At 47.2% G+C, this 21458-nt stretch carries 18 protein-coding genes; 7 read left to right on the forward strand and 11 right to left on the reverse strand.

Annotation, left to right across the window (positions count from 1 at the left end; translation table 11 throughout):
- Positions 1-38: 38 nt before the first annotated feature.
- Positions 39-1367, reverse strand: a complete 1329-nt coding sequence (locus tag MKX30_RS08365) for an ABC transporter substrate-binding protein (RefSeq protein WP_071558347.1) — start codon at positions 1365-1367, stop codon at positions 39-41.
- Positions 1368-1651: 284 nt separating this feature from the next.
- Here MKX30_RS08365 and MKX30_RS08370 point away from each other — a divergent pair, with 284 nt between their 5' ends.
- Complete coding sequence (locus MKX30_RS08370) at positions 1652-2692, forward strand: LacI family DNA-binding transcriptional regulator (protein ID WP_023989982.1); 1041 nt, start codon at positions 1652-1654, stop codon at positions 2690-2692.
- A gap of 85 nt (positions 2693-2777) precedes the next feature.
- Here the strand turns inward: MKX30_RS08370 and glpK are convergent, their stop codons facing one another.
- Together glpK and MKX30_RS08380 are read right to left on the reverse strand one after the other, a co-directional pair.
- On the reverse strand, positions 2778-4271 hold the full coding sequence (glpK, locus tag MKX30_RS08375; RefSeq protein ID WP_341062717.1) for a glycerol kinase GlpK: 1494 nt from the start codon (positions 4269-4271) through the stop codon (positions 2778-2780).
- Between the two features lie 32 nt (positions 4272-4303).
- Positions 4304-5128, reverse strand: coding sequence for an MIP/aquaporin family protein (locus tag MKX30_RS08380; RefSeq protein ID WP_028541560.1), 825 nt, complete (start codon positions 5126-5128; stop codon positions 4304-4306).
- Between the two features lie 316 nt (positions 5129-5444).
- Here MKX30_RS08380 and MKX30_RS08385 point away from each other — a divergent pair, with 316 nt between their 5' ends.
- Positions 5445-6923, forward strand: a complete 1479-nt coding sequence (locus tag MKX30_RS08385) for a PTS transporter subunit EIIC (protein WP_339200759.1) — start codon at positions 5445-5447, stop codon at positions 6921-6923.
- Positions 6924-7064: 141 nt separating this feature from the next.
- Here MKX30_RS08385 and MKX30_RS08390 read toward each other — a convergent pair whose 3' ends face one another.
- The 7 genes from MKX30_RS08390 to MKX30_RS08420 all read right to left on the reverse strand — a co-directional run bounded on the left by MKX30_RS08390 (position 7065) and on the right by MKX30_RS08420 (position 14214).
- A complete protein-coding gene (locus MKX30_RS08390) occupies positions 7065-8195 on the reverse strand; it encodes an acyltransferase (RefSeq protein ID WP_023989986.1) in 1131 nt (376 codons plus the stop codon).
- Positions 8196-8274: 79 nt separating this feature from the next.
- On the reverse strand, positions 8275-8895 hold the full coding sequence (locus MKX30_RS08395) for a malonate decarboxylase holo-ACP synthase (RefSeq protein WP_028541558.1): 621 nt from the start codon (positions 8893-8895) through the stop codon (positions 8275-8277).
- Positions 8889-10562 (reverse strand): biotin-independent malonate decarboxylase subunit beta, encoded by a 1674-nt coding sequence (gene mdcD, locus MKX30_RS08400; protein WP_023989988.1) that lies wholly within the window; start codon positions 10560-10562, stop codon positions 8889-8891. The genes MKX30_RS08395 and mdcD overlap by 7 nt, the downstream gene beginning before the upstream one ends.
- The gene (locus MKX30_RS08405; protein ID WP_023989989.1) at positions 10552-10851 is read right to left on the reverse strand and encodes a malonate decarboxylase subunit delta; all 300 of its coding nucleotides are present in this window, start codon (positions 10849-10851) and stop codon (positions 10552-10554) included. Before MKX30_RS08405 ends, mdcD begins: the two co-directional genes overlap by 11 nt.
- Positions 10852-10878: 27 nt before the next feature.
- Positions 10879-11703: a triphosphoribosyl-dephospho-CoA synthase gene (locus MKX30_RS08410; RefSeq protein ID WP_023989990.1), complete on the reverse strand. Its 825-nt coding sequence runs from the start codon at positions 11701-11703 to the stop codon at positions 10879-10881.
- Between the two features lie 4 nt (positions 11704-11707).
- Positions 11708-13354: a malonate decarboxylase subunit alpha gene (gene mdcA / locus MKX30_RS08415; RefSeq protein ID WP_023989991.1), complete on the reverse strand. Its 1647-nt coding sequence runs from the start codon at positions 13352-13354 to the stop codon at positions 11708-11710.
- A complete protein-coding gene (locus MKX30_RS08420; protein WP_023989992.1) occupies positions 13351-14214 on the reverse strand; it encodes an ACP S-malonyltransferase in 864 nt (287 codons plus the stop codon). Before MKX30_RS08420 ends, mdcA begins: the two co-directional genes overlap by 4 nt.
- Positions 14215-14389: 175 nt before the next feature.
- On the opposite strand from MKX30_RS08420, the gene MKX30_RS08425 reads away from it, so the two are divergent.
- The 5 genes from MKX30_RS08425 (at position 14390) to MKX30_RS08445 (ending at position 19856) form a co-directional block, all read left to right on the forward strand.
- The gene (locus MKX30_RS08425) at positions 14390-15262 is read left to right on the forward strand and encodes a LysR family transcriptional regulator (protein ID WP_023989993.1); all 873 of its coding nucleotides are present in this window, start codon (positions 14390-14392) and stop codon (positions 15260-15262) included.
- A 229-nt stretch (positions 15263-15491) separates the two neighbouring features.
- Complete coding sequence (locus tag MKX30_RS08430; RefSeq protein ID WP_023989994.1) at positions 15492-16775, forward strand: ABC transporter substrate-binding protein; 1284 nt, start codon at positions 15492-15494, stop codon at positions 16773-16775.
- Between the two features lie 31 nt (positions 16776-16806).
- Positions 16807-17682, forward strand: a complete 876-nt coding sequence (locus MKX30_RS08435; RefSeq protein ID WP_034095207.1) for a carbohydrate ABC transporter permease — start codon at positions 16807-16809, stop codon at positions 17680-17682.
- A gap of 22 nt (positions 17683-17704) precedes the next feature.
- On the forward strand, positions 17705-18532 hold the full coding sequence (locus tag MKX30_RS08440; RefSeq protein WP_023989996.1) for a carbohydrate ABC transporter permease: 828 nt from the start codon (positions 17705-17707) through the stop codon (positions 18530-18532).
- A 151-nt stretch (positions 18533-18683) separates the two neighbouring features.
- Entirely contained in the window at positions 18684-19856 is a 1173-nt protein-coding gene (locus MKX30_RS08445; protein WP_053325982.1) for an iron-containing alcohol dehydrogenase, read from the forward strand.
- A 57-nt stretch (positions 19857-19913) separates the two neighbouring features.
- On the opposite strand, the gene MKX30_RS08450 is transcribed toward MKX30_RS08445, so the two are convergent.
- The gene (locus MKX30_RS08450; RefSeq protein WP_023989998.1) at positions 19914-21332 is read right to left on the reverse strand and encodes an alanine/glycine:cation symporter family protein; all 1419 of its coding nucleotides are present in this window, start codon (positions 21330-21332) and stop codon (positions 19914-19916) included.
- Positions 21333-21458 lie beyond the last annotated feature (126 nt).

The following is a 21458-nucleotide window of genomic DNA, read 5'->3' on the forward strand; positions in this document are numbered from 1 at the left end:
TGCAGTTGCCCATTTGTTTTCCTGTAAAATCTATAGATTTATTTAGGGGCTGCCGCATCCCAGTCTGCCTGAGATTTCTGGGCAAGCTCCAAAGGCGTCTTTAACGGACCGGCAGGCGCCAAAAATTCTGCATGTACGCTGGCTTCCTTAATGTACTGTCCAACATTCTTACGATTGATAAACAGCTGATCCCAAGAGAGCTTGAAGTTTTCCAGTGAAGGCTGGATTTCATTAACAAAGTCGCTGCTTATCTTCACATCAGACTGTGTTGGCAAAAATCCAGCAGCGTTCACGAAATCGGTATAGTTCTGCTTCTCGGAGAGCATTTCAAGCCATTTGATCGCATAATCCTTGTTTGGCGATTTTTCTAATACCATCCAGGTCATATCGTACTTGCCTGCAAGGTTTTTATTTTTGGCTGGATCGTTACTGCCCGGAATCGGGAAATAACCAAATTTCAGCTCTGGATTGGCTGTCTGGATCGTAGTTGCATCCCACGTACCATCCGCAATCATAGCTACACGCCCTGAAGCAAACAAACTTGGCAAGGTTCCATAGTCAATCCCCATAAATCCACCAATGGCGTTGTTCATTAAAACTTGTGTTTTTTCCAGCACTTCAAGCTGGGCGGGGTCTGTCAGCTTCGTCTTACCTGTCCACAGCCCTTTGATATATTCCAGCTGATCATCATGGATAGAGGCTTGAAGCCCTTGGACAGCAAGGTTAATAGGCCATACATCCTTACCGCCAAAACCAAGCGGTTCTACGCCATTATCCTTGAGCACCTTCATCACATTCACCAGTTCGTCCCATGTCGTTGGCACAGTAAGATTATATTTTTCAAAAATCTTTTTGTTGTAAAACAGACCTGTCAGGGCCACCTTTCCCATGTTTACACCGTATACTTTGTCGTTGTAGGTCATGGCATTTTTGACATCTGTAGGATTATAGTTTTTGATAAAAGCTTGATCCGACAGATCTGCAATGAGTCCTCCCTCAATCCACTGCTTCCACATCGGATCAGCTGCTCCCTTAGACCATTCCTGCGGTGCGCCTACGAAGCTGAATTTCAAAGGAATAATGTCTGCATCACCGGTTGAACCAGCATTCATACGCGTTTGCATCAGTTGATCATAAGTTGAATCAGCAGGAACCGTCGTATACTCCACCTGAACATCGGGATACTTCTCTTCAAACTTTTTATTAAATTCCTTTATATAGTTATTAATATTTTCTTGCTGCCAATGAATAATCTTTAACGTGACCTTTTTATTCCCGTTCTGTCCAGCTTCACCACCTTTGCCGCAAGCAGCCAATACCACTATTAAAGCGGTTACAACAAGTAAAGAAAAACACTTTTTCAGCATTGCAAAATTCCCCCTGTAATCTTAGAATAAATGCATTTACTTTTACGAAAGCGGTTTAGTTAATTACAGCTACTATTATGTATCGGATAGCCTGTATTTGTAAATAGAGATTTGTAAATTATCGAAAAAAACACAAATTATCGTTATTACTCTTTAAAATATTAGGCAACATCCTTTATTCGCACTGTTGACTCACTTCTATGAGGTAGCATAGAATACGAGTAATCATTAAGTTTGAAAAGCAAAGTCAATTTAACTAAATCAGTTTAGTTACGGAGGATTCCATGAATATAAAAACAATAGCTAGCATGGCAGGCGTTTCAGTGGCAACGGTTTCGAAAATCATTAACAATTACACGGACATCAGTGAGGAAACCCGGCAGCGGGTACTTAAAATCATGGAGGAAACAGGCTATAGACCCTCCTCCTCGGCTAAAACGCTTGCTACCAAAAAATCTAATCTGGTAGGCGTTATATTTGCCGGCAAGCTGAATGTTGATTTTAGTCATCCTTTTTTTGTAGATATCATTAATGTCTTCAAAAAACAGATTGGCTTGCTCGGTTACGATCTGCTGTTTTTTTCAAATGAGAAATTTCTGGATAATGGAGAGGACTATTTGGCTCGCTCGAAATATTTTTCAGTGGACGGGTGCATTATTATTGCTGGAGATGAGGTGGAGAAGAGTGTTTTTGATCTCGACGCCAGCCCTATCCCCTGCATCGGTGTCGATATTGAGCTAACCGGAGCTAGTTCCTGCTATATCATGTCCGACAATCAGAAGATTTCAATGAAGGTTGTTGAGCACTTTTACATGAATGGATACCGCGAAATGGGTTTTATAGGCATTGAACGCCCCTCCTTGGTTATTAAAGAGAGAGAGGAGGCTTTTATTGCTTCACTAAAACGGTTTAGTCTTGATGTCAGACCTGAATGGATCGTGTATGGTAAGGACTACGCGGCAGAAGATGGATACCAGATCGCGAAGGCGTGGATACAGCAAGGAAATTTACCAAAAGCTATTTTTGCGGCTACCGACTTACTTGCTTTTGGTGCCATACGTGCTTTCAAGGAAAGCGGCTTGAGGGTACCCGAGGATATTGCTGTAGTGGGATGTGATGATATAGAAGCCTGTCGTTATACCGAACCTCCACTGACGACGGTAAAACAAGACAAGCAAAAAATAGGCCGTCTAGCCGCTATGGTGCTGTTTGACCTGATGAATAAACAAATGGACACGAAATGTATTAAAGTAGAGCCGGAACTAGTTATTCGTAGCTCCTGCGGAGCCCGGCAACATTGGAACCATACGAAGGTCAAGAGTTAGCACATGCCTAAAAAAAGATGACTCCTGATAAATTCAGAAGTCATCTTTTTGCAGTTTAATATTCAGAGACCCATCGCTTAATCTATTACTTGTAGGCCATCGTCGCCTTCACAGCCTTTTTCCAGCCTTCATACAAGCTTTCACGTGTTGATTCATCCATATCCGGGGCAAAAGAGGTTTCCACCCTCACCCGCTTGCGAAGTTCATCCGTGCTCTTCCAATATCCAATAGCCAAACCTGCCAGACATGCAGCCCCCAGTGCCGTCGTCTCATGGATAACTGGCCGCTCCACTGTTGCATCCAAAATATCGCTCTGGAATTGCATCAGAAAATTGTTCAATACAGCTCCCCCATCCACCCGCAGCGTCTTCACTGCAATACCTGAATCAATCTCCATGGCTGTAAGCACATCCTTGGTCTGATAAGCAAGTGACTCCAATGTGGCGCGGATAAAATGCTCCTTCGTGGTCCCGCGTGTCAGGCCGAACATCGCTCCGCGCACCTCACTATCCCAGTAGGGGCTGCCCAGTCCGACAAAAGCGGGTACAAGATACACTCCTTCTGTAGACGAAACACGGGCGGCATAAGGCTCACTGTCCTTCGCTTCACGGAACATGCGCAGCCCGTCTCGCAGCCACTGGATCGCCGACCCCGCTACAAACACACTCCCCTCGAGTGCGTATTGCACTTTGCCTTCCTCCAGTCCCCAAGCGATGGTCGTAATCAGGCCGTGCTTGGATTCAACAGGCTGATCCCCCGTATTCATCAGCATGAAGCAGCCTGTGCCGTAAGTATTTTTGATCATCCCTTTTTCGTAACATGCCTGACCAAACAAAGCTGCCTGCTGGTCACCTGCTGCACCGGCGATTGGTACATTCTGACCAAAGAAATGATAATCCACGGTGTGCGCATATACCTCGGAAGAAGGTCTCACCTCAGGTAGCATGATTTTCGGAACACCCAGAATGTCCAGCAGCTCTTCGTCCCACTTTAGTTCATAAATGTTGTACATCAGCGTCCTGGCTGCATTGGAGTAGTCTGTTACATGTGCCGTTCCGCCGGATAATTTCCAGATCAGCCACGAGTCAATCGTACCGAATAATAGGTCACCTCGTTCTGCCTTTTCCCGAGCGCCCTCCACATGGTCCAGTATCCACTTTACTTTAGTGCCTGAAAAATACGGGTCGATCAACAGGCCTGTTTTGCTGTGAAACAGCTCCTCGTGCCCTTGCCGCTTCAATTCTTCACAGATGTCCGAGGTTTGGCGTGATTGCCATACGAGTACGTTATACACGGGCACTCCTGTATTTTTGTCCCACACAGCCACCGATTCTCGCTGATTGGTAATGCCAATGGCAGCCACTTGATTTGCTTTTACACCGGATTCGGAAAGACAGGAGGCAATGACTCCGAGAATAGAGCTCCAGATTTCATTCGCATTCTGCTCCACCCAGCCGGGATGAGGAAAATATTGTGGAAATTCTCGCTGAGCCGAGTACACTACATCTCCTTCGCTATTGAACAAAATCGCTCTTGAGCTTGTCGTTCCCTGATCTAGTGACAAAATATATTTTCCCATTGTTCATCTCTCCTCGTGTAAATCCATCGTTTTTAAGCTGTAAGTTTGTGATCCGTTTTATGATTTTTATAAGTACGACTCATACGGAAGGTAATCAAAAGTACAATCACGATGATCCCTAGTAAAATCCAGAAAGCCGGAGTTACACTCCCCTTAAAAACAGCCTGATAAAATAGCCCTGCGAAAGATCCACCCAACAGCGGCCCTACAATGGGTACCCAGGCATATTTCCAATTGGATGCTCCCTTACCGGGAATCGGTAGTAAATAATGCATCAGACGCGGCCCAAAATCTCTCGCTGGATTGATGGCATAGCCCGTTGTGCCTCCAAAGGATAAACCGATACTGACAACCAAAAAACCCACAATCAGCGGTTTCAAGCCCCCTGTAAATGAATTGGCACCAAATGACTGCAGAGCAAGAACAAAGATGAAAGTACCTATCATTTCACTAAGCACGTTGGCAAACGGATGATCAATAGCCGGTCCTGTCGCAAATACACTGAGTTTGGTTGCTGTGTCCTCCGTCTCTTTCCAGTGAGGCCAATAATGCAAAACGACGATTATCGCACCCGCCATGGCCCCGAGAAGCTGAGCCACAATATAGCCGGGAACGTCCTGCCATGGAAAAATGCCCTGAAATGCCAACGCCAGTGTCACTGCCGGATTCAAATGCGCTCCGCTGATTTCACCCACTGCATACACCCCAATAGCAACCGCGAGCCCCCATCCCATTCCAATCACAATCCAGCCGGAAGCGTGAGCAAATGACTTTTTCAGAGACACCCCTGCGCACACTCCGCCACCTAGGGCAATAAGAATCATTGTCCCTATGAATTCGGCTGCGTATGGCGACATACAACCTACCTCCTCAATAGATCATCCGATTTCGATCGCTTTCATCGCGCAAAAAAAGAAAAGCCATCACAAACCAACCCTGTGCTGTACCATGGGTGTCTGCGTGGCTCTCTTGTCTCCGTCACGATTATTAACTTAAATTTGATACTATATAAGCATGTAAGCGATGTCAACTACGGATTTACGTCTTTTCATAGCTTAAAATAATCGTTGACCATGTTAGTTTCTCCGATTTATGATGTAAAAAAATGGTTTAATGTAAGGGTTTCAGGATGAATACGACACTCCCAAACTCGATGAAGAAGGGAAGAATGTTATGCTGAAATTTCTGCAAAAAATCGGCAAGTCGTTAATGCTTCCAGTAGCCACTCTACCCGCCGCAGGGATTTTACAAGGATTAGCACTGATTAATTATGAAACGGATATACCACTTGGTCCCGGAGTTGGCGGATTTCTGAATCATTATGTCACTCCTTTTCTGAACGAGGGGGCGGGGGCCATCTTCGGTAACCTTGCGCTCATTTTCTCCATCGGTGTTGCCATTGGTCTGGCAGGCGACGCAGTAGCCGCATTATCGGCAGTCATTGCCTATATGGTGCTGACCCGTATTTTGGCGGCAGTACCGGGTATATTTGCATATATTCCAGACGACGTCAAGCTGGACATGGGCGTATTGGGTGGTATTTTTATCGGTGGATGGTCTGCTTTTCTGTTTAAAAAATATCACAATATTCAGCTCCCAGATTGGCTTGGCTTCTTCTCGGGCAAACGTTTTGTCCCCATGATCACCGCCTTTACGACCATGATTCTGGCCATTCTGCTCGGTATGATCTGGAGTCCGATACAAGATGGGATTGCAGTCTTCGGCAACTGGATTGTCGGCTTTGGCGGAATCGGATCAATGGTATTCATGATTGCCAATCGGCTGCTGATCCCGCTCGGTTTGCATCATGTGTTGAACTCGATCGCATGGTTTCAAATTGGTGACTACACCAATGCTGCCGGTGAGGTCGTTCATGGTGACCTGACGCGTTTTTTCGCAGGCGATACATCGGCGGGTATATTCATGTCCGGCTTCTTCCCCATTATGATGTTCGCTCTCCCAGCAGCAGCCCTCGCATTCATCCATACGGCCAAACCGGAAAAACGTAAAGCCGTCGCTTCCATTTTCATCGGTTCTGCGCTGGCATCGTTCCTGACCGGAATTACCGAGCCCCTCGAATTTTCGTTTATGTTCATTGCACCATTGCTTTACGGCGTTCATGCTCTGCTGACAGGCCTGAGCGGCCTGGTCGTATACCTATTGGATGTCAAACTCGGCTTTTCTTTTTCAGCAGGACTCATTGACTATCTGGTCAATATGAAACTCTCCACCCACCCATTACGAATGATCCCGGTTGGGCTTGTCTTTGCCCTCATCTATTACTTTCTGTTCCGATTTATCATTCTCAAATTCAACCTAAAAACTCCTGGGCGTGAAGATGATGTAGAAGACAGTCTCCTGTCTGAGGCTAACGAATCTGTACCCATTGGAAAGGCAAGCGCCACATCCGACACTCAGTCCAGTCAGGCAGGCAGAATACTAACCTATCTCGGCGGTTCAGACAATATTCAAAGCATTGATGCTTGCATCACACGGCTGCGTCTTGTCGTCAAAGACGACAAAGCGGTTAATGATCAAGCTCTCAAGCAGCTCGGAGCATCGGGAATCATCAGGCTTGGTAACGGTACCCTGCAGGTTATTTTCGGGACTCGGTCCGAAATTCTGAAAGATGAAATACAGCGATTGATGTAAGTAAGTTCAGGTTCACAAAAAGGGTATCTCTTCAATCATCGAGATACCCTTTGGGGTTGCCGTCAATACGCCAATAACTTAGATACGCCTAAATTATGATGTCATATATGCGTTGTTATCTGTATTATTTCTTTTAGGCATTTATCTTAGATCGGTGCTTTGCGCTCTTTTTTGTTTCAACAATAACCATTCACGACATACCTTTACCTTTATCTGCGCAAAGGCATAGACGATGCCGAAGGAGCATGCTACAGTCGTCAGATAAACCAAAAGCAGTGCCACAAATAAAGGAAGCTGACTTAGCAAATCACCGACCAAGCGCAGCACGATGACCAAAATAAATACGTTCGCTGTAAAGGCCCGGTACGCATAAGTAGATAACCATTTGTAATAGGGAAGTGAACGGGAATTTACGCTGATCAAATGTCTTGCCAGCATGTAAATCAGGAAAATCACTACCAAGCTGTACAAGGTCATGGACGGCTTCAGATAAATCAGATTTCCGAAGGACATATCCTCAAATCCAAAACCGAAAAATTCGTGATTTGTCCAAATGAGAATAAGAAGCATTACCGGAATGAGTATGAACTGAATCCGGCGAAGCACTCCGTCGAACTGTTTCTTATATACCCAAGCGATTCCACCTAGTAAAGCATAAATAAAATAACTAACGAAAAAGCGGTCAAGGTAACGCAGACTAATCGCATATGCTCCTTGGAATACGAAGGTATCGTACATCCATAGCCACGCTCCGAAGATCACGAAGCTCACAATAAGCAGCGGAATGACCCGCTTAGGCTTAGCCAAGTATTTGTAGCAGATGAAAATAAGGACTGGCATCAGCAATTGAAATTGCAACATCATCACCGTGTACCAAAACTGTGATGATGCATTACCGAGCACAAATGACTCGATGAGCGTCCGGAATGATGCAACGTGCTGATTAACCTGAATTTCCGGGAAGAAAATTAAGCCAGCCGCTGCCCACAGTAAATAAGGGATCACGAGCTCCCCGAATTTTTCCTTGTAAAAATGGGATACCTTCGTATGCTGATTATTTTTCACCATCCCATATACAATGGCAAAAATAAAGACTGGCGCAGTATACTTTACTATATTGAAAATGACGCCTAATAAGGCTAGGTTATCGTTAGTGTGTGCATACTTCAGAAACATCCCCAGAACGCTTTGCAAGATCGCTCCGCTGACGGCAAACACCTTTAAGATGTCGCTCTCATTAATATTAATATTCCGCTCTTCAGTGTTTTCCATAATACGCACTTCCCCTTTGACAGCTTGCCTGAAGCCAAATGGTCGTGCATTCCTCCCTTTTGCCGTTGATTATAGCTCCTTATTGCCAAGGATTACGAACGAGCTTGGGACCCGAAGAAGTTCGCAGCACCACAGTGCTGGCCCGTCTCTCAAGAATTTCGCGCAGGACGTAGGCACCGTCTCTTGTCTCCAATTGAATGTCAATTCGAACACCCAGATGCTCCAACTTGTGCACAAGTCTTTCAGCTACTGCATAATCAATAACCTCTGAACCATCTATAACAAGGTCAAGATCACTCGTTTCCTTCACAGTCGGGTATTGCGTTACTATTTCGAATCCTGCGCTCCCCGCTGGCCCCCAGCGCCAATCCGCCATCATTTCTGCTAACAAGTCCATCAACTGAAGGACAGGCTGCTGCCGTCTCTCTGTAGGCAAGGAGTTCCACATCTGACGTTTCACTATCGCATAGGGAGACACGAGCTGGGACACCCCCTTCGGGTCCAGGAATGCAGCTTCCCGTTGATTTCGCTCCTGTCCACGTACTCCGACGGGAATACAACCATCCGCCGACGGATCGGCTCGGCGAACGACCACAAAGGGGGTCCGCCTCAGCGAGGCGGTTACCCACTCCTTGTCTTCATATAAGGAGAGATATTTCAAATTGGACACTTCAATCAGATCATGTGGATGGATTACCATTGCTCCAAAAGCGCATCTCGAACGCCACGGGTTGCAGTCCGCCCACCCGCCATAGCTTCCTTAGTCTGCAATCGGAAGCTAAGGTCGCGGGGCGCTCCTTTTGTACTCTCGATTGCCTCGGAAACGGTCTTTTCCACGATGGCTACATCACTACTCTGTGGATCGTCTGCATGGATACCGCTCAGCATCTGATATAATGCCCCCAGAGTACTGTAGCTACGAACATCGTAGGCCATAGCTGGAACTTTCTTGGTAGCTTCTTCAAGCTCGGCAATCGTCCGCTTGGTAATCCGAGCAGCAGAAGCCTTGGACATGGCCTGAATATTGACCTTGCTGTCATCCAGTGCGATCAAACGATTCGATTGCAGCCCATGCGCGAGGAAGCCCCCGGAAATCGCGTTACCGACAATCACACCGATAACTGGATGGCCTTCTAATCTAGCGGTTGCGTAAGCATCTGCACTTGCAGCCAGGGCAAGACTGATACCGACCATTTCTTCCTTATAGCCATAGGCTTGACTGGGTACATCAATGATGGCAATGATCGGACGTTTGGTTTCTTTTTTCTCATCTTGACGGATTGCGTCCCTGATGATTTGAGCCACCGTCCAGCCTTCAAGCATACCAACCTCACCGTTTCTGACACGCGGGAATCGGTTGGAGGCATTCGGAACAATGGCGATATATCTGCACAGTTGTCCGTGCTTATCCACGTCTGCCGCAAGCACTGAAGGAACATCGCTGATTGGGTGAGCAATGCCCGTCAAGCGGGAGAACCAGCGATAACCTCTACTATCCGACATGTCGGCCGCACCCTCTTTTGCCAGCGGGACAGGCTGCTGCACAGGCTGTATCTGCGTGTAAAATTCGCGATAGCGCTCAGGTGTCCAAGCTTCTGTAGGATCAAGAGTGTTTAACAGGGTCAGATAGAAATCGATTTGCTCTGTTTTAGCAGGCTTCGCCGGTGCCTTGAGCGCAGTATCAATCGCTTCGACAACTGCATCCGTCGTATCTTCCACCATTTCGTCAATCAATCCGGTTTGGAAGCGCTGGTTAGCTCCGATTGTGTTCCAAATCAAGGCTTTGTCGCTTGCATCGAACTCCATGACCCCTGCTTCCTGCTCAATGACCTCCGGCCCGTTCAGACCGAGGCGCGCTTTCTTCGTAGCAATCAGAGTGGTAAACAATTCTGCAGTAATGGACATTCCCCCAAATGCCCCTACGCGGCCCGGGATCAGTCCGATAACAGGAACGTATTTACGCAGGGCAACGATCTGGGTAGCAATCTCCGAAATCGACAACAATCCATAGTTCGCTTCCTGTAGCCGAACACCCCCTGTATCGAAGATCATGACGGGATATAGTTTGTTCCCTCTCTTATTCTCTTCCAGTGCCAGTTCGAGCGCTCCGGAAATTTTGGCCCCGCTGACTTCTCCAATCCCCCCTCCTTGAAAAGCGCCTTCCATCGAAATGATCAAGACCTTCTGTTTGTGTATTTCGCCAAGAGCCAGAATAATCCCGTCGTCGCTCTGAGGAACAATGCCTTGCGGCTCTAGGTGGGGGGATTGGATTTTGTCTAACGGCCCAAGTATCTCACGGAAAGTCCCTTCGTCCAGCAGCGCTTTAGCTCTCTCGCGTCCATTCAGCTCCACAAAACTATTCTGCATAATCCAGCACCTCCAGCACTTGCGTAAATCTAAGCATTACTACACCCGGAGTAGCTCCGAAGTCATGAACTGTAATATTGGCAGTAATCGGATAACGGTTAAAAAAACGGGTCAGAACATTCTCCCATACTTGTTCAAATCCTTCACTGCCTGTTAAAATGCTGACGTTGGTGGTCTGGCCTTTTACAGGTTCTACAATAATCTCCAAATCTCCCGAACCGACAACACCTATATGTGCCGGCTTACAGATGGGCTTCGTAGTCTGGTATTGAAACTGTAATTTTTCCATCCTTCAGAAACACCTCCAATTAAAGTATCAATCGATTAGAAATAATGTGGCAGCTAGCAGATCGGCACTACCTCCGGGTGAGAGTTGTCTAACATTACAATACTCGGACAAGCGGTAGAGCAGCTTTCTGCCCGACTGGGTTCTTAATCCATCTGCTGCAAGGAAGGCTGCGGCCATACTCTGAATCGCCATCAGATCCGTCAACTGACCGCGGTGTAGGATGCAGGTATCATCCACACATGCCACCAAGGCCAATAAAGCTTCTAAGCGTGCTTCGACCTCTGTCTTCCCACAAGCCCTAGCGCGCAGCAAAGCAGGTAAAGCTTCGTCCCGGATGTGCGGAAAGCCTAGCTTCGCTTCTTCCTCTGCCCCCACTACCGCGTATTTCTTCTTAACCGTTCGTCCATTCGTCTGCTGCATCGGACGGTACCGGTCATGGAACGATGCAATTCTTCCTGCAATGCTCATAATCTGATGTGGGTCCCGCTCCCTTGGAAAGGCTGCCCGTGCACTTGTTAAAAGCCCAAGGGCCCAAATGGCACCCTTATGTGTATTGACACCGTTCGTTGCACTGAGCATCACCTTCTCGCCCTCCCGCCCGATTAGAGCGATCTGCTCACGCAAAGTCTGGTCCACCGGGTGAAGGTATGACACAATGGCTATTTCCCGAAACGTATCCTCCAATGCTCTTGCGGATGCAAGCATAAGATCGATGGACATATCAGTATGAGAGCCATTGTCTCTGGCATCGACAAGTCCAGGCTTGGGCGTAAGAAGAGCCTCTTCCATCAGTGCCTTTACAGCTTTGGCAGCCAGAGAAGCCGCGAAAGCTGAATGATTCATCGTGAGCATGGCTTTAAGACCAGCTCCGGAATTTAGCCGGTGGATCATACAATCCGTCTGACCAATCTACGAGATCGTTAATCGTCTGTGCTGCCAGCATCGAGCGCTTGGCTTGTCTGCGCATGATCCCAAGATCCTCCGGATAGGCCACGATCCCTCTGTCACGCAACAGGCTTGCATCGCTTTCATTACTTTCCATTCCTAAAGGTGTTACGCCTCCGATTGCCGCGAGAGCCTTCTTTCTCTCCTCTATGCTGTCCGTCTTGTAGAGGTATGCAATGCCTTCCTCGGTAAGGACGTGGGTGACATCATCCCCGTAAATCATAATTGGCGTAATGGCGAGACCAGATTCATCCTTCACCTTGATGGCATCTAGCGAATCTACAAATACTGGCTTTTTGTTGGCACCGTATGTTTCAACCATCTGCACGACCAATTTCCGGCCTTTGGAGAGTTCCGTCGGGCGCTCGATCATGTCAAGCCAGGCAGGAGTCGCATGTCGCCGCCCCCGAGGATCATGCCCCATATTCGGCGCTCCTCCAAAACCGGACAATCTGCCGGAAGTAACGGTAGACGAATTACCTGCACAGTCCATTTGTAGCGTTGATCCGATAAACATATCTACAGCGAACTGGCCTGCAACCTGACACATCGCGCGGTTGGAGCGCATAGATCCGTCCTTGCCGACGAAGAACACATCTGAACGAGCCGCAATGTATTTCTCCATACCGACCTCGCCTCCAAAGCTGTGAATGCTTTCGACCCAACCCGATTCAATCGCCGGAATCAAAGTTGGATGCGGATTCAGGGCCCAGTGCTTGGCAATCTTCCCTTTCAGGCCAAGCTGTTCACCATAGGTCGGCAGCAAAAGCTCAATCGCTGCAGTATTAAAGCCAATGCCGTGATTAAGCGACTGCACCTGATGTTTTCCATAAATACCCTTGATCGCCATCATGCCCATCAGGATTTGCAGTTCAGTAATATTCTGCGGATCACGGGTAAACAGTGCTTCCAGTGCGTACGGTTTTTCGGCCTGTACAATGACGTCGACCCAGGACGCTGGAATATCGGTTCGCGGCAGCTCATCCACGATTTCGTTAACCTGCACGATTACGATCCCATCCTTGAAAGCCGCTGCTTCCACGATCGTCGGAGTTTCTTCCGTATTGTTTCCGGTATACAGATTGCCCTCGCGATCTGATTTGTCTGCCGCTACCAGCACCACATCTGGAATAAGGTCAATGAAGAGACGTCCGAACAATTCCAAATACGTATGGATGTCACCGAGCTTAAGTATCCCGTCATCAATCATTTGCGCAACACGCAGGCTTTGGGAGCCACTGTAGGAGAAGTCCAGCTTCCCGGCGATGCCCTTCTCGAAAATATCCAAATGTTCGGGTCTTGAAATGCTGGACATAATCATATGCAAATCATGCACTTTGCCAGGATCGACTTCCAGCAGCTTCTGGGAAAGGAAAGACGCTTGCTTCTGGTTATCTCCTTCCAGGACGACCTTCGCGCCTGGATCAATTAGCGCCTCCATCAGGTCGACAATTCGGGAGGAGTCGATGTATTTTCCGTCGAGCCACTTTTCCACCTTTCCTAACTTTTCCTGCTTTTTATCACGTTTTTGTGACCAGGATCGCAGTACTTTATTCATTCTTCTTGCTCCTTCCATTTTCTAATCAGATACTGAGTCGCTTCCAGACCGATCTCGTCCACGGCCATTTGCCGGGTATCCTTGTGGGCTTGCTTGACAAGTCTGGAAAGAGTATGACCCGGCGGCATCTCGATGAAACAGTCAGCTCCCGATTCGACGCAGACAGCCGCCATATCCATCCACCGAACGGGATATGCTACGTTTAGTGCAAGGTCCTCCGCGATTTTTTCCTTGGCTTTCGTCTTTCTGCCCGTATGATTCACCAAATATGGTATTTGAGCGTCCCGCAAAGAAAAAGTGTGTATTTTCAGCAATAGCTTATTGGCTACCTCTGACATCAGCAGGGAGTGTGAAGGAATCGGAACCTTCAGAAACGCCGTTTTAGCGGTCCCAAGCTCTTTCACATGCATAAATGCTTTATTTAACCCTACCAATGATCCGGATACGACGATTTGCTGCTCTGCGTTTATATTCGAGAGGTAGACTGGCGTCGCCTCACTATGGGAGAGAAGCACGGCTTGTTGAACCTCGGCCTGCGTAAGCCCAATAATCACACCCATTCCATAGCCTTCAGGAAAGGTTTCTTCCATCAACCGGGCACGGAGCCATACGATCCGAAGCGCATCCTCGAACGAGAGAACTCCCGCGATGACCGCCGCAGGAAATGCACCAATGGAATGCCCTGCCACGAATTGGGGCCGGATACCCTGCTCGATCAACCGGTAGGCTATTGCCGTCTCCTTAACGAAGAGTGCCATCTGAATCCAGACCGTTGAGCCCATAGCCTCCTCATCATCACGCAGTTCAGTTCCGATGATACTTGTTGCCTTTTTCACATACTCGGGTACATCTTGGAGCATTCCAGGAACCTGTGACCCCTGGCCGGGAAATGTAAAAACGATGTTCAGAATCTCACCACCTTTAGCGGATTCATTTTCTTTACATTGTTAATTGTAAGAAGTGAGTAAATACCTGTAAAATATATATATTCACATATGATCGATAACCTAGTGGTTATAAAGGAGATTTTTCACTATGGATTATTTGCAGCTTAAGTATTTTCAAGTGACCTCGAAGTATGAGCATGTCACACGTGCCGCGAACGAGTTGTTTATCTCACAGCCTGCCTTAAGTAAAATGATTAGAAACCTGGAGACGGAATTGGGTGTGCAGCTATTTGACCGCGAAGGAAAACATATCGTGCTGAATGAATATGGCAAGAAGTTCCTGAAAAGAGTGAACCAGTCGCTATCAGCACTAGAGCAAGGCGTATCCGAAGTCAAAGAAATGAAGAACGAAAAGGTAGAGGTCATCACGTTATACGTCGCTGTCGGCTCTATGCTATTGCCCAACCTTGTCGGCAAGTTTCGCGATCTCTATCCTCAAATTAGATTCAACCTGACCCAGCACCCTGCGAAGATGAAGAAAGGACCGGCGTACGATTTTGCGATTACGTCCGAAGAGTTGGCGGACAACGAGCATGCGATCCTGCTGGAGGAGGAAATTTTGCTTGGCGTACCAAAATCTCACCCTCTGAGCGTTCAGGACACCGTATTCCTGAAAGATCTAGAGCATGAGAAGTTTATCAGCCTTACACCTGGTAATTCGCTTAGGAAAACAACGGACCTCTTTTTTACTCACATCCCTTTTGAACCCAACATCGTCTTTGAAAGTGATGATCCGGCTACGGTAAGAGGGTTGATTCAAACAGGACTTGGCATCTCCTTTATTCCTTCTATCCTGTGGAGGAACGTCGTAACCGAAGACATTAAGCTGCTTCAAATCAGGGAGCCTCGATGTACGCGAACAATCTATCTGTCCTTTCCTACTGGGGAACTGCACACCGATATAGAGAAATCGTTCTTCGAATTCATCATTAGATTTTTCCAAGATATTGCTCAGCATTGACGATTTAGATACCTTTTGACATAATATCTGCCTTATTGTTTTATCATTCTTCGGATTAGTAAGATCAATATCTTTAGAGTATTTAATTTCTATACATGCTTTGTTTCAATTTTTTTGTTTTTGGTTAAGTCAATGCACATAAATGGGTAACAGCTTCATATGATGGAGCTAAACCATTTACAACTTGTTTAGCAGGCAGATTATCTCAGACAGCAAGGAGGGAAATGATGTGAAAACAGTACAATGGCTGGTATTATGTCTTGCTTTTCTCACGATGTTCAGTGCTTGTAGTGGACCCTCGTTCTCTGAAAGTCAATCATCTGAAACTAATTTGTCAAACGGAAAAAAGATAACGCTTACATTGTGGTACTGGAACCGTTCCATTGACGATGAACTACTCGCCCAGGCGGAAAAACAATTTCCCAACATTGAATTAAAAACTCAAAAAATAGGCGGTGACTTCAAAGCCAAACTGAAGACAACGCTCGCAGCTCGTTCCGGTGAACCAGACATCGTAGCTCTGAACGATTGGATGGTGGAGCTGTTCCCCAGTGCGGATCGTTTTTATGACTTAAGGGAACTCGGAGCAGACCGCTTAAAGGATCAATATTTGGAATGGAAATGGAATCAGGGGATTACTCCTGATGGTAAAATGATCGCATTTCCCATGGATACAGGACCTACCGCCCTCTTCTACCGAAGTGATCTGTTTGAACAAGCAGGCTTGCCTAGTGATCCTGAAAAGGTTAGTGCCTCCATTCGCACATGGGATGATTACATGGCGGCCGGAGAACAACTTCGCCAGAAATTCGGAAGCCGTTCATTTTTGGCTGACAATATTGTAAACGTTTACAATCAGGTACTCGCTCAGCATACAAACCTTTACTTCAAGCCAGATGGCAGCTATATCGGCAATCAATCTCCTGACATCCGTCTGGGCTGGAAAACCGCTGTCGATTTCCACAAGAAGCATCTGCTCGCCAATGCGGATGGCTGGACTCCCGAATGGAACGCTTCAGTCAATAACGGCAAAATCGCCTCTTTTGTAGGGGCTATCTGGATGAAGCAAGTTCTCACAGAGGCCGCGCCGGATACAGCGGGTAAATGGAGAGTCGCCCGTGCTCCTGGAGGAGACGGCAACCTGGGTGGTTCTTTCATTTCTATCCTCAAATCCAGCAAACATCCCAAAGAAGCCTTTGAAGTGCTGACCTGGCTGCAAAACCCGGAACACCAACTGGAAGCCTACCACAAAATCGGACTGTTCCCGTCCACTCCCGGCGTCTATAACGATCCTATCATGGGGACACCCGAGCCTTTCTTTGGTGGTCAGGCCACCGGACTCATCTTTGCCACCTCCGCACGTAATGTGAAAAGCAGCTATTTCGGCGAGCGCTATCCTGTCATCCACGGCATTGTGACCCGTCGTCTTGCTAATGTCGCCAAGCAGGATGCCAATTCCGATGCATTATGGACGGAAACAATGGATCGAATCGAACGGGAATTACAGCGGTAAAAACAAAATCCAAAAAAGGCGTGTGGACAATATGCTGAGAGAAATCTGGAAGCACCGTGCCGTTTATGCTGCGATCTCGCCGTTTTATCTACTGTTTGGCATCTTTGGACTGTTTCCGATTGGTTTTTCATTATATCTAGCGTTTCACAAATGGGACGGGATCGGAGACATGACCTACAACGGCTGGGGCAACTTTCGCTACCTTGTAACAGATCATGAATTTTGGCAGGCTGTAGGCAACACCTTTGTGATCTGGGTGTATGCAACGATTCCGATGCTATTCTTCGCACTGATTATTGCCTTTCTGCTTTATGCCCCTTTTGTGAAAATGCGTACCTTATGGCGAGTCGGATTCTTCCTGCCAAATGTGACGTCTATTGTAGCTGTTGCCATCATATTCGGTGCCTTATTTGCCAACAATTTTGGATTTCTCAACTACCTTCTGCAACTCATGGGGCTACCCATGGTTCAATGGCTGAATGTGCCATGGGGTATCCAAATCGCCATTTCTTCTATGGTCGTATGGAGATGGATGGGCTATAACTCAATCATCTATCTGGCTGGACTCCAGAGTATTCCGCATGTGCTGTATGAGGCCGCCAAAATAGACGGGGCAACCGGAGCGCAAGCTTTTTTCCGCATCACTATCCCCATGCTACGCCCAGTCATTCTGTTTACGGTGATTACGTCCACCATCGGCGGTATGCAGCTCTTCACCGAGCCACAGGTCCTGGTCGGTAATGACGGCGGTTCCGGGGCAAGTGGCATGACCATCGTTTTATACCTGTATCGCGAGTCGTTCATTAACAACTATTTTGGATATGGTGCAGCCGTCGGATGGGGCATGTTCCTCATCATTGCTCTATTCTCCATCATAAACTGGAAACTCGTTCAAGGTAAAAAATAACGATGGGAAGGAGCTTCACAACATGATGCAGACACGCGCAAAATCCTTTGTTTTATATGCTGGATTGTTGGTGGGAATCATCCTGTCGATGTTTCCATTTTACTGGCTGATCGTCATGGCAACCCGTACAACCTCAGACATCTATCGTTTTCCACCACAATTGTGGTTTGGCAGCCACTTCTTGGATAACATAACGAGAGTATTACAACAGATTAATTTTGCCGGAGCCTTTTTTAATACCCTTTTTGTAGCCGGTTCTGTTACCCTATTGGTTCTGTTTTTCGATTCACTAGCAGGTTTTGCATTCGCCAAGTTTGATTTTCCGGGCAAAAAAGTGCTATTTATCGTTCTGCTAGCTACGATGATGGTCCCTTCACAACTTTCGCTTGTCCCCTCCTTTGTCATGATGGCCTCCTTTGGATGGGTAGGTACGTTCAAAGCGCTTATCATCCCGGGGATGGTAAATGCCTTCGGCATTTTCTGGATTCGTCAATATGCGGAAGAATCCATTCCAAAGGAACTGCTGGATGCGGGCCGGATGGACGGATGCAGCTTTTTTCGACTGTACTTGAATGTAGCACTGCCTATTCTACGTCCTGCGTTCGCTTTTCTCGGCGCGTTTACCTTTATAGGAGCCTGGAATGATTATTTATGGCCGCTAATCGTCTTAACGGATGAGCGTAAATTCACGCTCCAGATTGCACTGTCACAATTGAACGGGATTTACAATACGGATTATGCGATGGTCATTGCGGGCACCCTGCTGGCTGTACTGCCACTTATTATTTTATTTCTTTTCATTAGCCGCCAGTTTATTTCCGATCTTGCCGCCGGAGCGGTCAAAGATTAGATTTACTTGAATTCCCTTATTCATTTCATGTATAATAGTTAATCGTCATTTCAAATAGCTTACATGATGAAGTTAGGTATCCAACAGGCAATCAGGTTAAGCGATTTACGATTTGAACATGAACAATGAAGAACTGAGGGAAACTTACCAGATGAACAAATTCACATATTATAACCCCACCAAATTAATTTTTGGAGACAATCAAATTGAAGAACTCCAGCAGGAACTGCTGAATTACGGCAAAAACATTTTGCTGGTATATGGAGGCGGAAGTGTCAAACGAAATGGTCTATATGACCAGGTATTAAACGCGTTAGAACCGCTACATCTGAACATTCATGAATTGTCCGGCGTAGAACCGAATCCGCGCTTGTCCACCGTTAAGAAGGGTATCGACATTTGCCGAAATGAAAAAATCGACTTCTTACTTGCTGTAGGCGGTGGAAGCGTTATTGATTGCACCAAAGCCATCGCAGCAGGGGCTGAATATGACGGCGATGTGTGGGATATTATCAACAAAAAGCACATGCCGACCCAGGCTCTGCCATTCGGCACCATCCTCACACTCGCCGCCACCGGTTCAGAAATGAATCCGGATTCTGTTATCACCAACTGGGAAACGAACGAAAAATACGTATGGGGCAGCGCGGTAACGCATCCGAAATTCTCGATTCTGGACCCAAAAAACACCTTCTCTGTGCCACGTGATCAGACGGTATATGGCATGGTGGATATGATGAGCCATGTGTTTGAACAATATTTTCACAATGTTAAAAATACACCGTTGCAAGATCGTATGTGCTTTTCCGTGTTGCAAACCGTGATCGAAACTGCACCTAAGCTGCTGGAGGATTTGCACAACTACGAGCATCGTGAAACGATTTTATATGCCGGAACGATTGCCCTTAACGGAACACTACAAATGGGCTACTTCGGGGACTGGGCTTCGCATACGATTGAACATGCATTATCCGCTGTATATGATATTCCTCATGCTGGCGGTCTGGCGATCCTGTTCCCCAACTGGATGAGACATACGGTGGATCAGGATGCTGCACGCATGAAGCGGCTGATGCTCAGCATGTTTGATTTAGATACCACTGGTAAAACGGATAAGGAAATTGCTTTGGAGGGGATTGATCGCCTGAGTGCATTCTGGACAAGTCTCGGTGCCCCTTCCACCCTGGCCGATTACAATATTAATGATGAGCAATTGGAAAAAGTCGCAAACATTGCAGCCCGTGAAATGGAATACGGAGGCTTCGGTAATTATAAAAAGCTGAACCAAGAAGATATTTCAGCTATTTTGCACGCATCGTTATAACATTCAAAAGGGAGTGTCCTCAAGCCTGTGATGACTGAGGGCACTCCCTTTTGGAAATTATGAATTAACCGTTTGTCCTTTTTCTTCTACTTGGATAGCTGCCCCTACACTGGCACCTGCAAGAATGCCCTTTTTCTTACTAGAATTCAGAGAATCCATATAGGTTCGGGTTTCTGCGACTACAATTCCTGATAAGCCGAGCAGGGCAATCAGGTTCGGGAAAGCCATCATTGCGTTAAAGATATCTGCCAGCAGCCAAATCGCATCCAGTTTAATGAACGCGCCCCCGGCAACCAGTAGGATGAACAGATAGCGGTATGGCTTAATCCACTTGACCCCAAGCAAATATTCAACACAGCGTTCCCCGTAATAGTTCCAGCCGAGCATGGTGGTGAACGCAAACATAATCAGAATGATTGTGAGCAGTTCTGCCCCCAGCGGGAATGCGCTGGAAAATGCTTGCTGAGTCATCAGGCCCGCATCGGTAGGCCCGCTCCACACACCACTAACCAGTAGCGTCAACCCGGTCATCACACAAATAACCATCGTATCAATAAACACGCCTGTCATGGAAATTAGCCCTTGCTCCGCAGGCCATTTGGTTTTGGCAGCTGCGGCTGCAATCGGTGCGCTTCCCAATCCGGCCTCATTGGCAAAAATACCTCTGGCTACCCCACTTCGCATCGCCAGCATAATCGTAGCTCCGGCAAATCCGCCCGTTGCAGATGTAGTTGAAAATGCCGAATGGAGCACCAGCGCAATTGCGGCAGGTAGTTGGTCAGCAAACCGAATTAGTACGATGAGACAGATCAGTACGTACAAGCCTGTTTTAAAAGGAACGACCTTCGTCGATACCTTGGCAATGCTTTTGAGTCCTCCAATAGTAACAAGTCCTGTAAGGATAGCAATAATCAGTGCCGTTACAATGGGCGGAACGCCAAAACTATTTTCAGTCGAAGATACAATCGCTTTGACCTGCGGAAACGTTCCAATCCCGAACAACGCTACCAGCATGCCCGAAAAAGCAAACAGCATCGCCAGCGGTTTAAAACGGCGTCCCAGACCTTTCTCAATATAATACATCGGGCCGCCGGAAAATTGCCCATTCCGATCCTTCACCCGGTATTTTACCGCAAGTACACCTTCCGCATATTTCGTCGCCATCCCAAAAAAGGCTGCAACGACCATCCAGAACAAGGCACCCGGCCCGCCCAGCTTAATGGCTGTCGCTACGCCGACAATACTTCCTGTGCCAACTGTAGCCGCCAACGCTGTACTCAAAGCCGCAAAACTACTTACATCCCCGCTGCCTTCATTCGGGGCCTTACCGATCAGCTTGATCGCCAGGGGCAGGCGGAATACCTGCAGCATCTTCAAACGTATGGTCAGCCACAACCCCGTTCCCATGACAAGAATGATGAGAGGCGCCCCCCATATCCAACTGCTAATCGCTTCTAACACATGTACCAAATTCATTTCAACCCGCTCCTCCAGCATATTAGAAAACAAAAAAGAGTCAAATCCGCTGATTCGACTCCTGGAGAGGTTAAAGGCACGAAAAAATACAACCATCTTGCGCAGGTTTCTGCCTCTAATAGCTTA

Source organism: Paenibacillus sp. FSL P2-0173 (assembly GCF_038008045.1).
GTDB lineage: Bacteria > Bacillota > Bacilli > Paenibacillales > Paenibacillaceae > Paenibacillus > Paenibacillus polymyxa_B.

Excerpts from the sequence above, each read along its gene's own strand:
- MKX30_RS08365 (WP_071558347.1), bottom strand. The coding sequence starts at position 1,367 with ATGCTGAAAAAGTGTTTTTCTTTACTTGTTGTAACCGCTTTAATAGTG.
- MKX30_RS08370 (WP_023989982.1), top strand. The coding sequence starts at position 1,652 with ATGAATATAAAAACAATAGCTAGCATGGCAGGCGTTTCAGTGGCAACG.
- glpK (WP_341062717.1), bottom strand. The coding sequence starts at position 4,271 with ATGGGAAAATATATTTTGTCACTAGATCAGGGAACGACAAGCTCAAGA.
- MKX30_RS08380 (WP_028541560.1), bottom strand. The coding sequence starts at position 5,128 with ATGTCGCCATACGCAGCCGAATTCATAGGGACAATGATTCTTATTGCC.
- MKX30_RS08385 (WP_339200759.1), top strand. The coding sequence starts at position 5,445 with ATGCTGAAATTTCTGCAAAAAATCGGCAAGTCGTTAATGCTTCCAGTA.
- MKX30_RS08390 (WP_023989986.1), bottom strand. The coding sequence starts at position 8,195 with ATGGAAAACACTGAAGAGCGGAATATTAATATTAATGAGAGCGACATC.
- MKX30_RS08395 (WP_028541558.1), bottom strand. The coding sequence starts at position 8,895 with ATGGTAATCCATCCACATGATCTGATTGAAGTGTCCAATTTGAAATAT.
- mdcD (WP_023989988.1), bottom strand. The coding sequence starts at position 10,562 with ATGCAGAATAGTTTTGTGGAGCTGAATGGACGCGAGAGAGCTAAAGCG.
- MKX30_RS08405 (WP_023989989.1), bottom strand. The coding sequence starts at position 10,851 with ATGGAAAAATTACAGTTTCAATACCAGACTACGAAGCCCATCTGTAAG.
- MKX30_RS08410 (WP_023989990.1), bottom strand. The coding sequence starts at position 11,703 with ATGCTCACGATGAATCATTCAGCTTTCGCGGCTTCTCTGGCTGCCAAA.
- mdcA (WP_023989991.1), bottom strand. The coding sequence starts at position 13,354 with ATGAATAAAGTACTGCGATCCTGGTCACAAAAACGTGATAAAAAGCAG.
- MKX30_RS08420 (WP_023989992.1), bottom strand. The coding sequence starts at position 14,214 with ATGCTCCAAGATGTACCCGAGTATGTGAAAAAGGCAACAAGTATCATC.
- MKX30_RS08425 (WP_023989993.1), top strand. The coding sequence starts at position 14,390 with ATGGATTATTTGCAGCTTAAGTATTTTCAAGTGACCTCGAAGTATGAG.
- MKX30_RS08435 (WP_034095207.1), top strand. The coding sequence starts at position 16,807 with ATGCTGAGAGAAATCTGGAAGCACCGTGCCGTTTATGCTGCGATCTCG.
- MKX30_RS08440 (WP_023989996.1), top strand. The coding sequence starts at position 17,705 with ATGATGCAGACACGCGCAAAATCCTTTGTTTTATATGCTGGATTGTTG.
- MKX30_RS08445 (WP_053325982.1), top strand. The coding sequence starts at position 18,684 with ATGAACAAATTCACATATTATAACCCCACCAAATTAATTTTTGGAGAC.
- MKX30_RS08450 (WP_023989998.1), bottom strand. The coding sequence starts at position 21,332 with ATGAATTTGGTACATGTGTTAGAAGCGATTAGCAGTTGGATATGGGGG.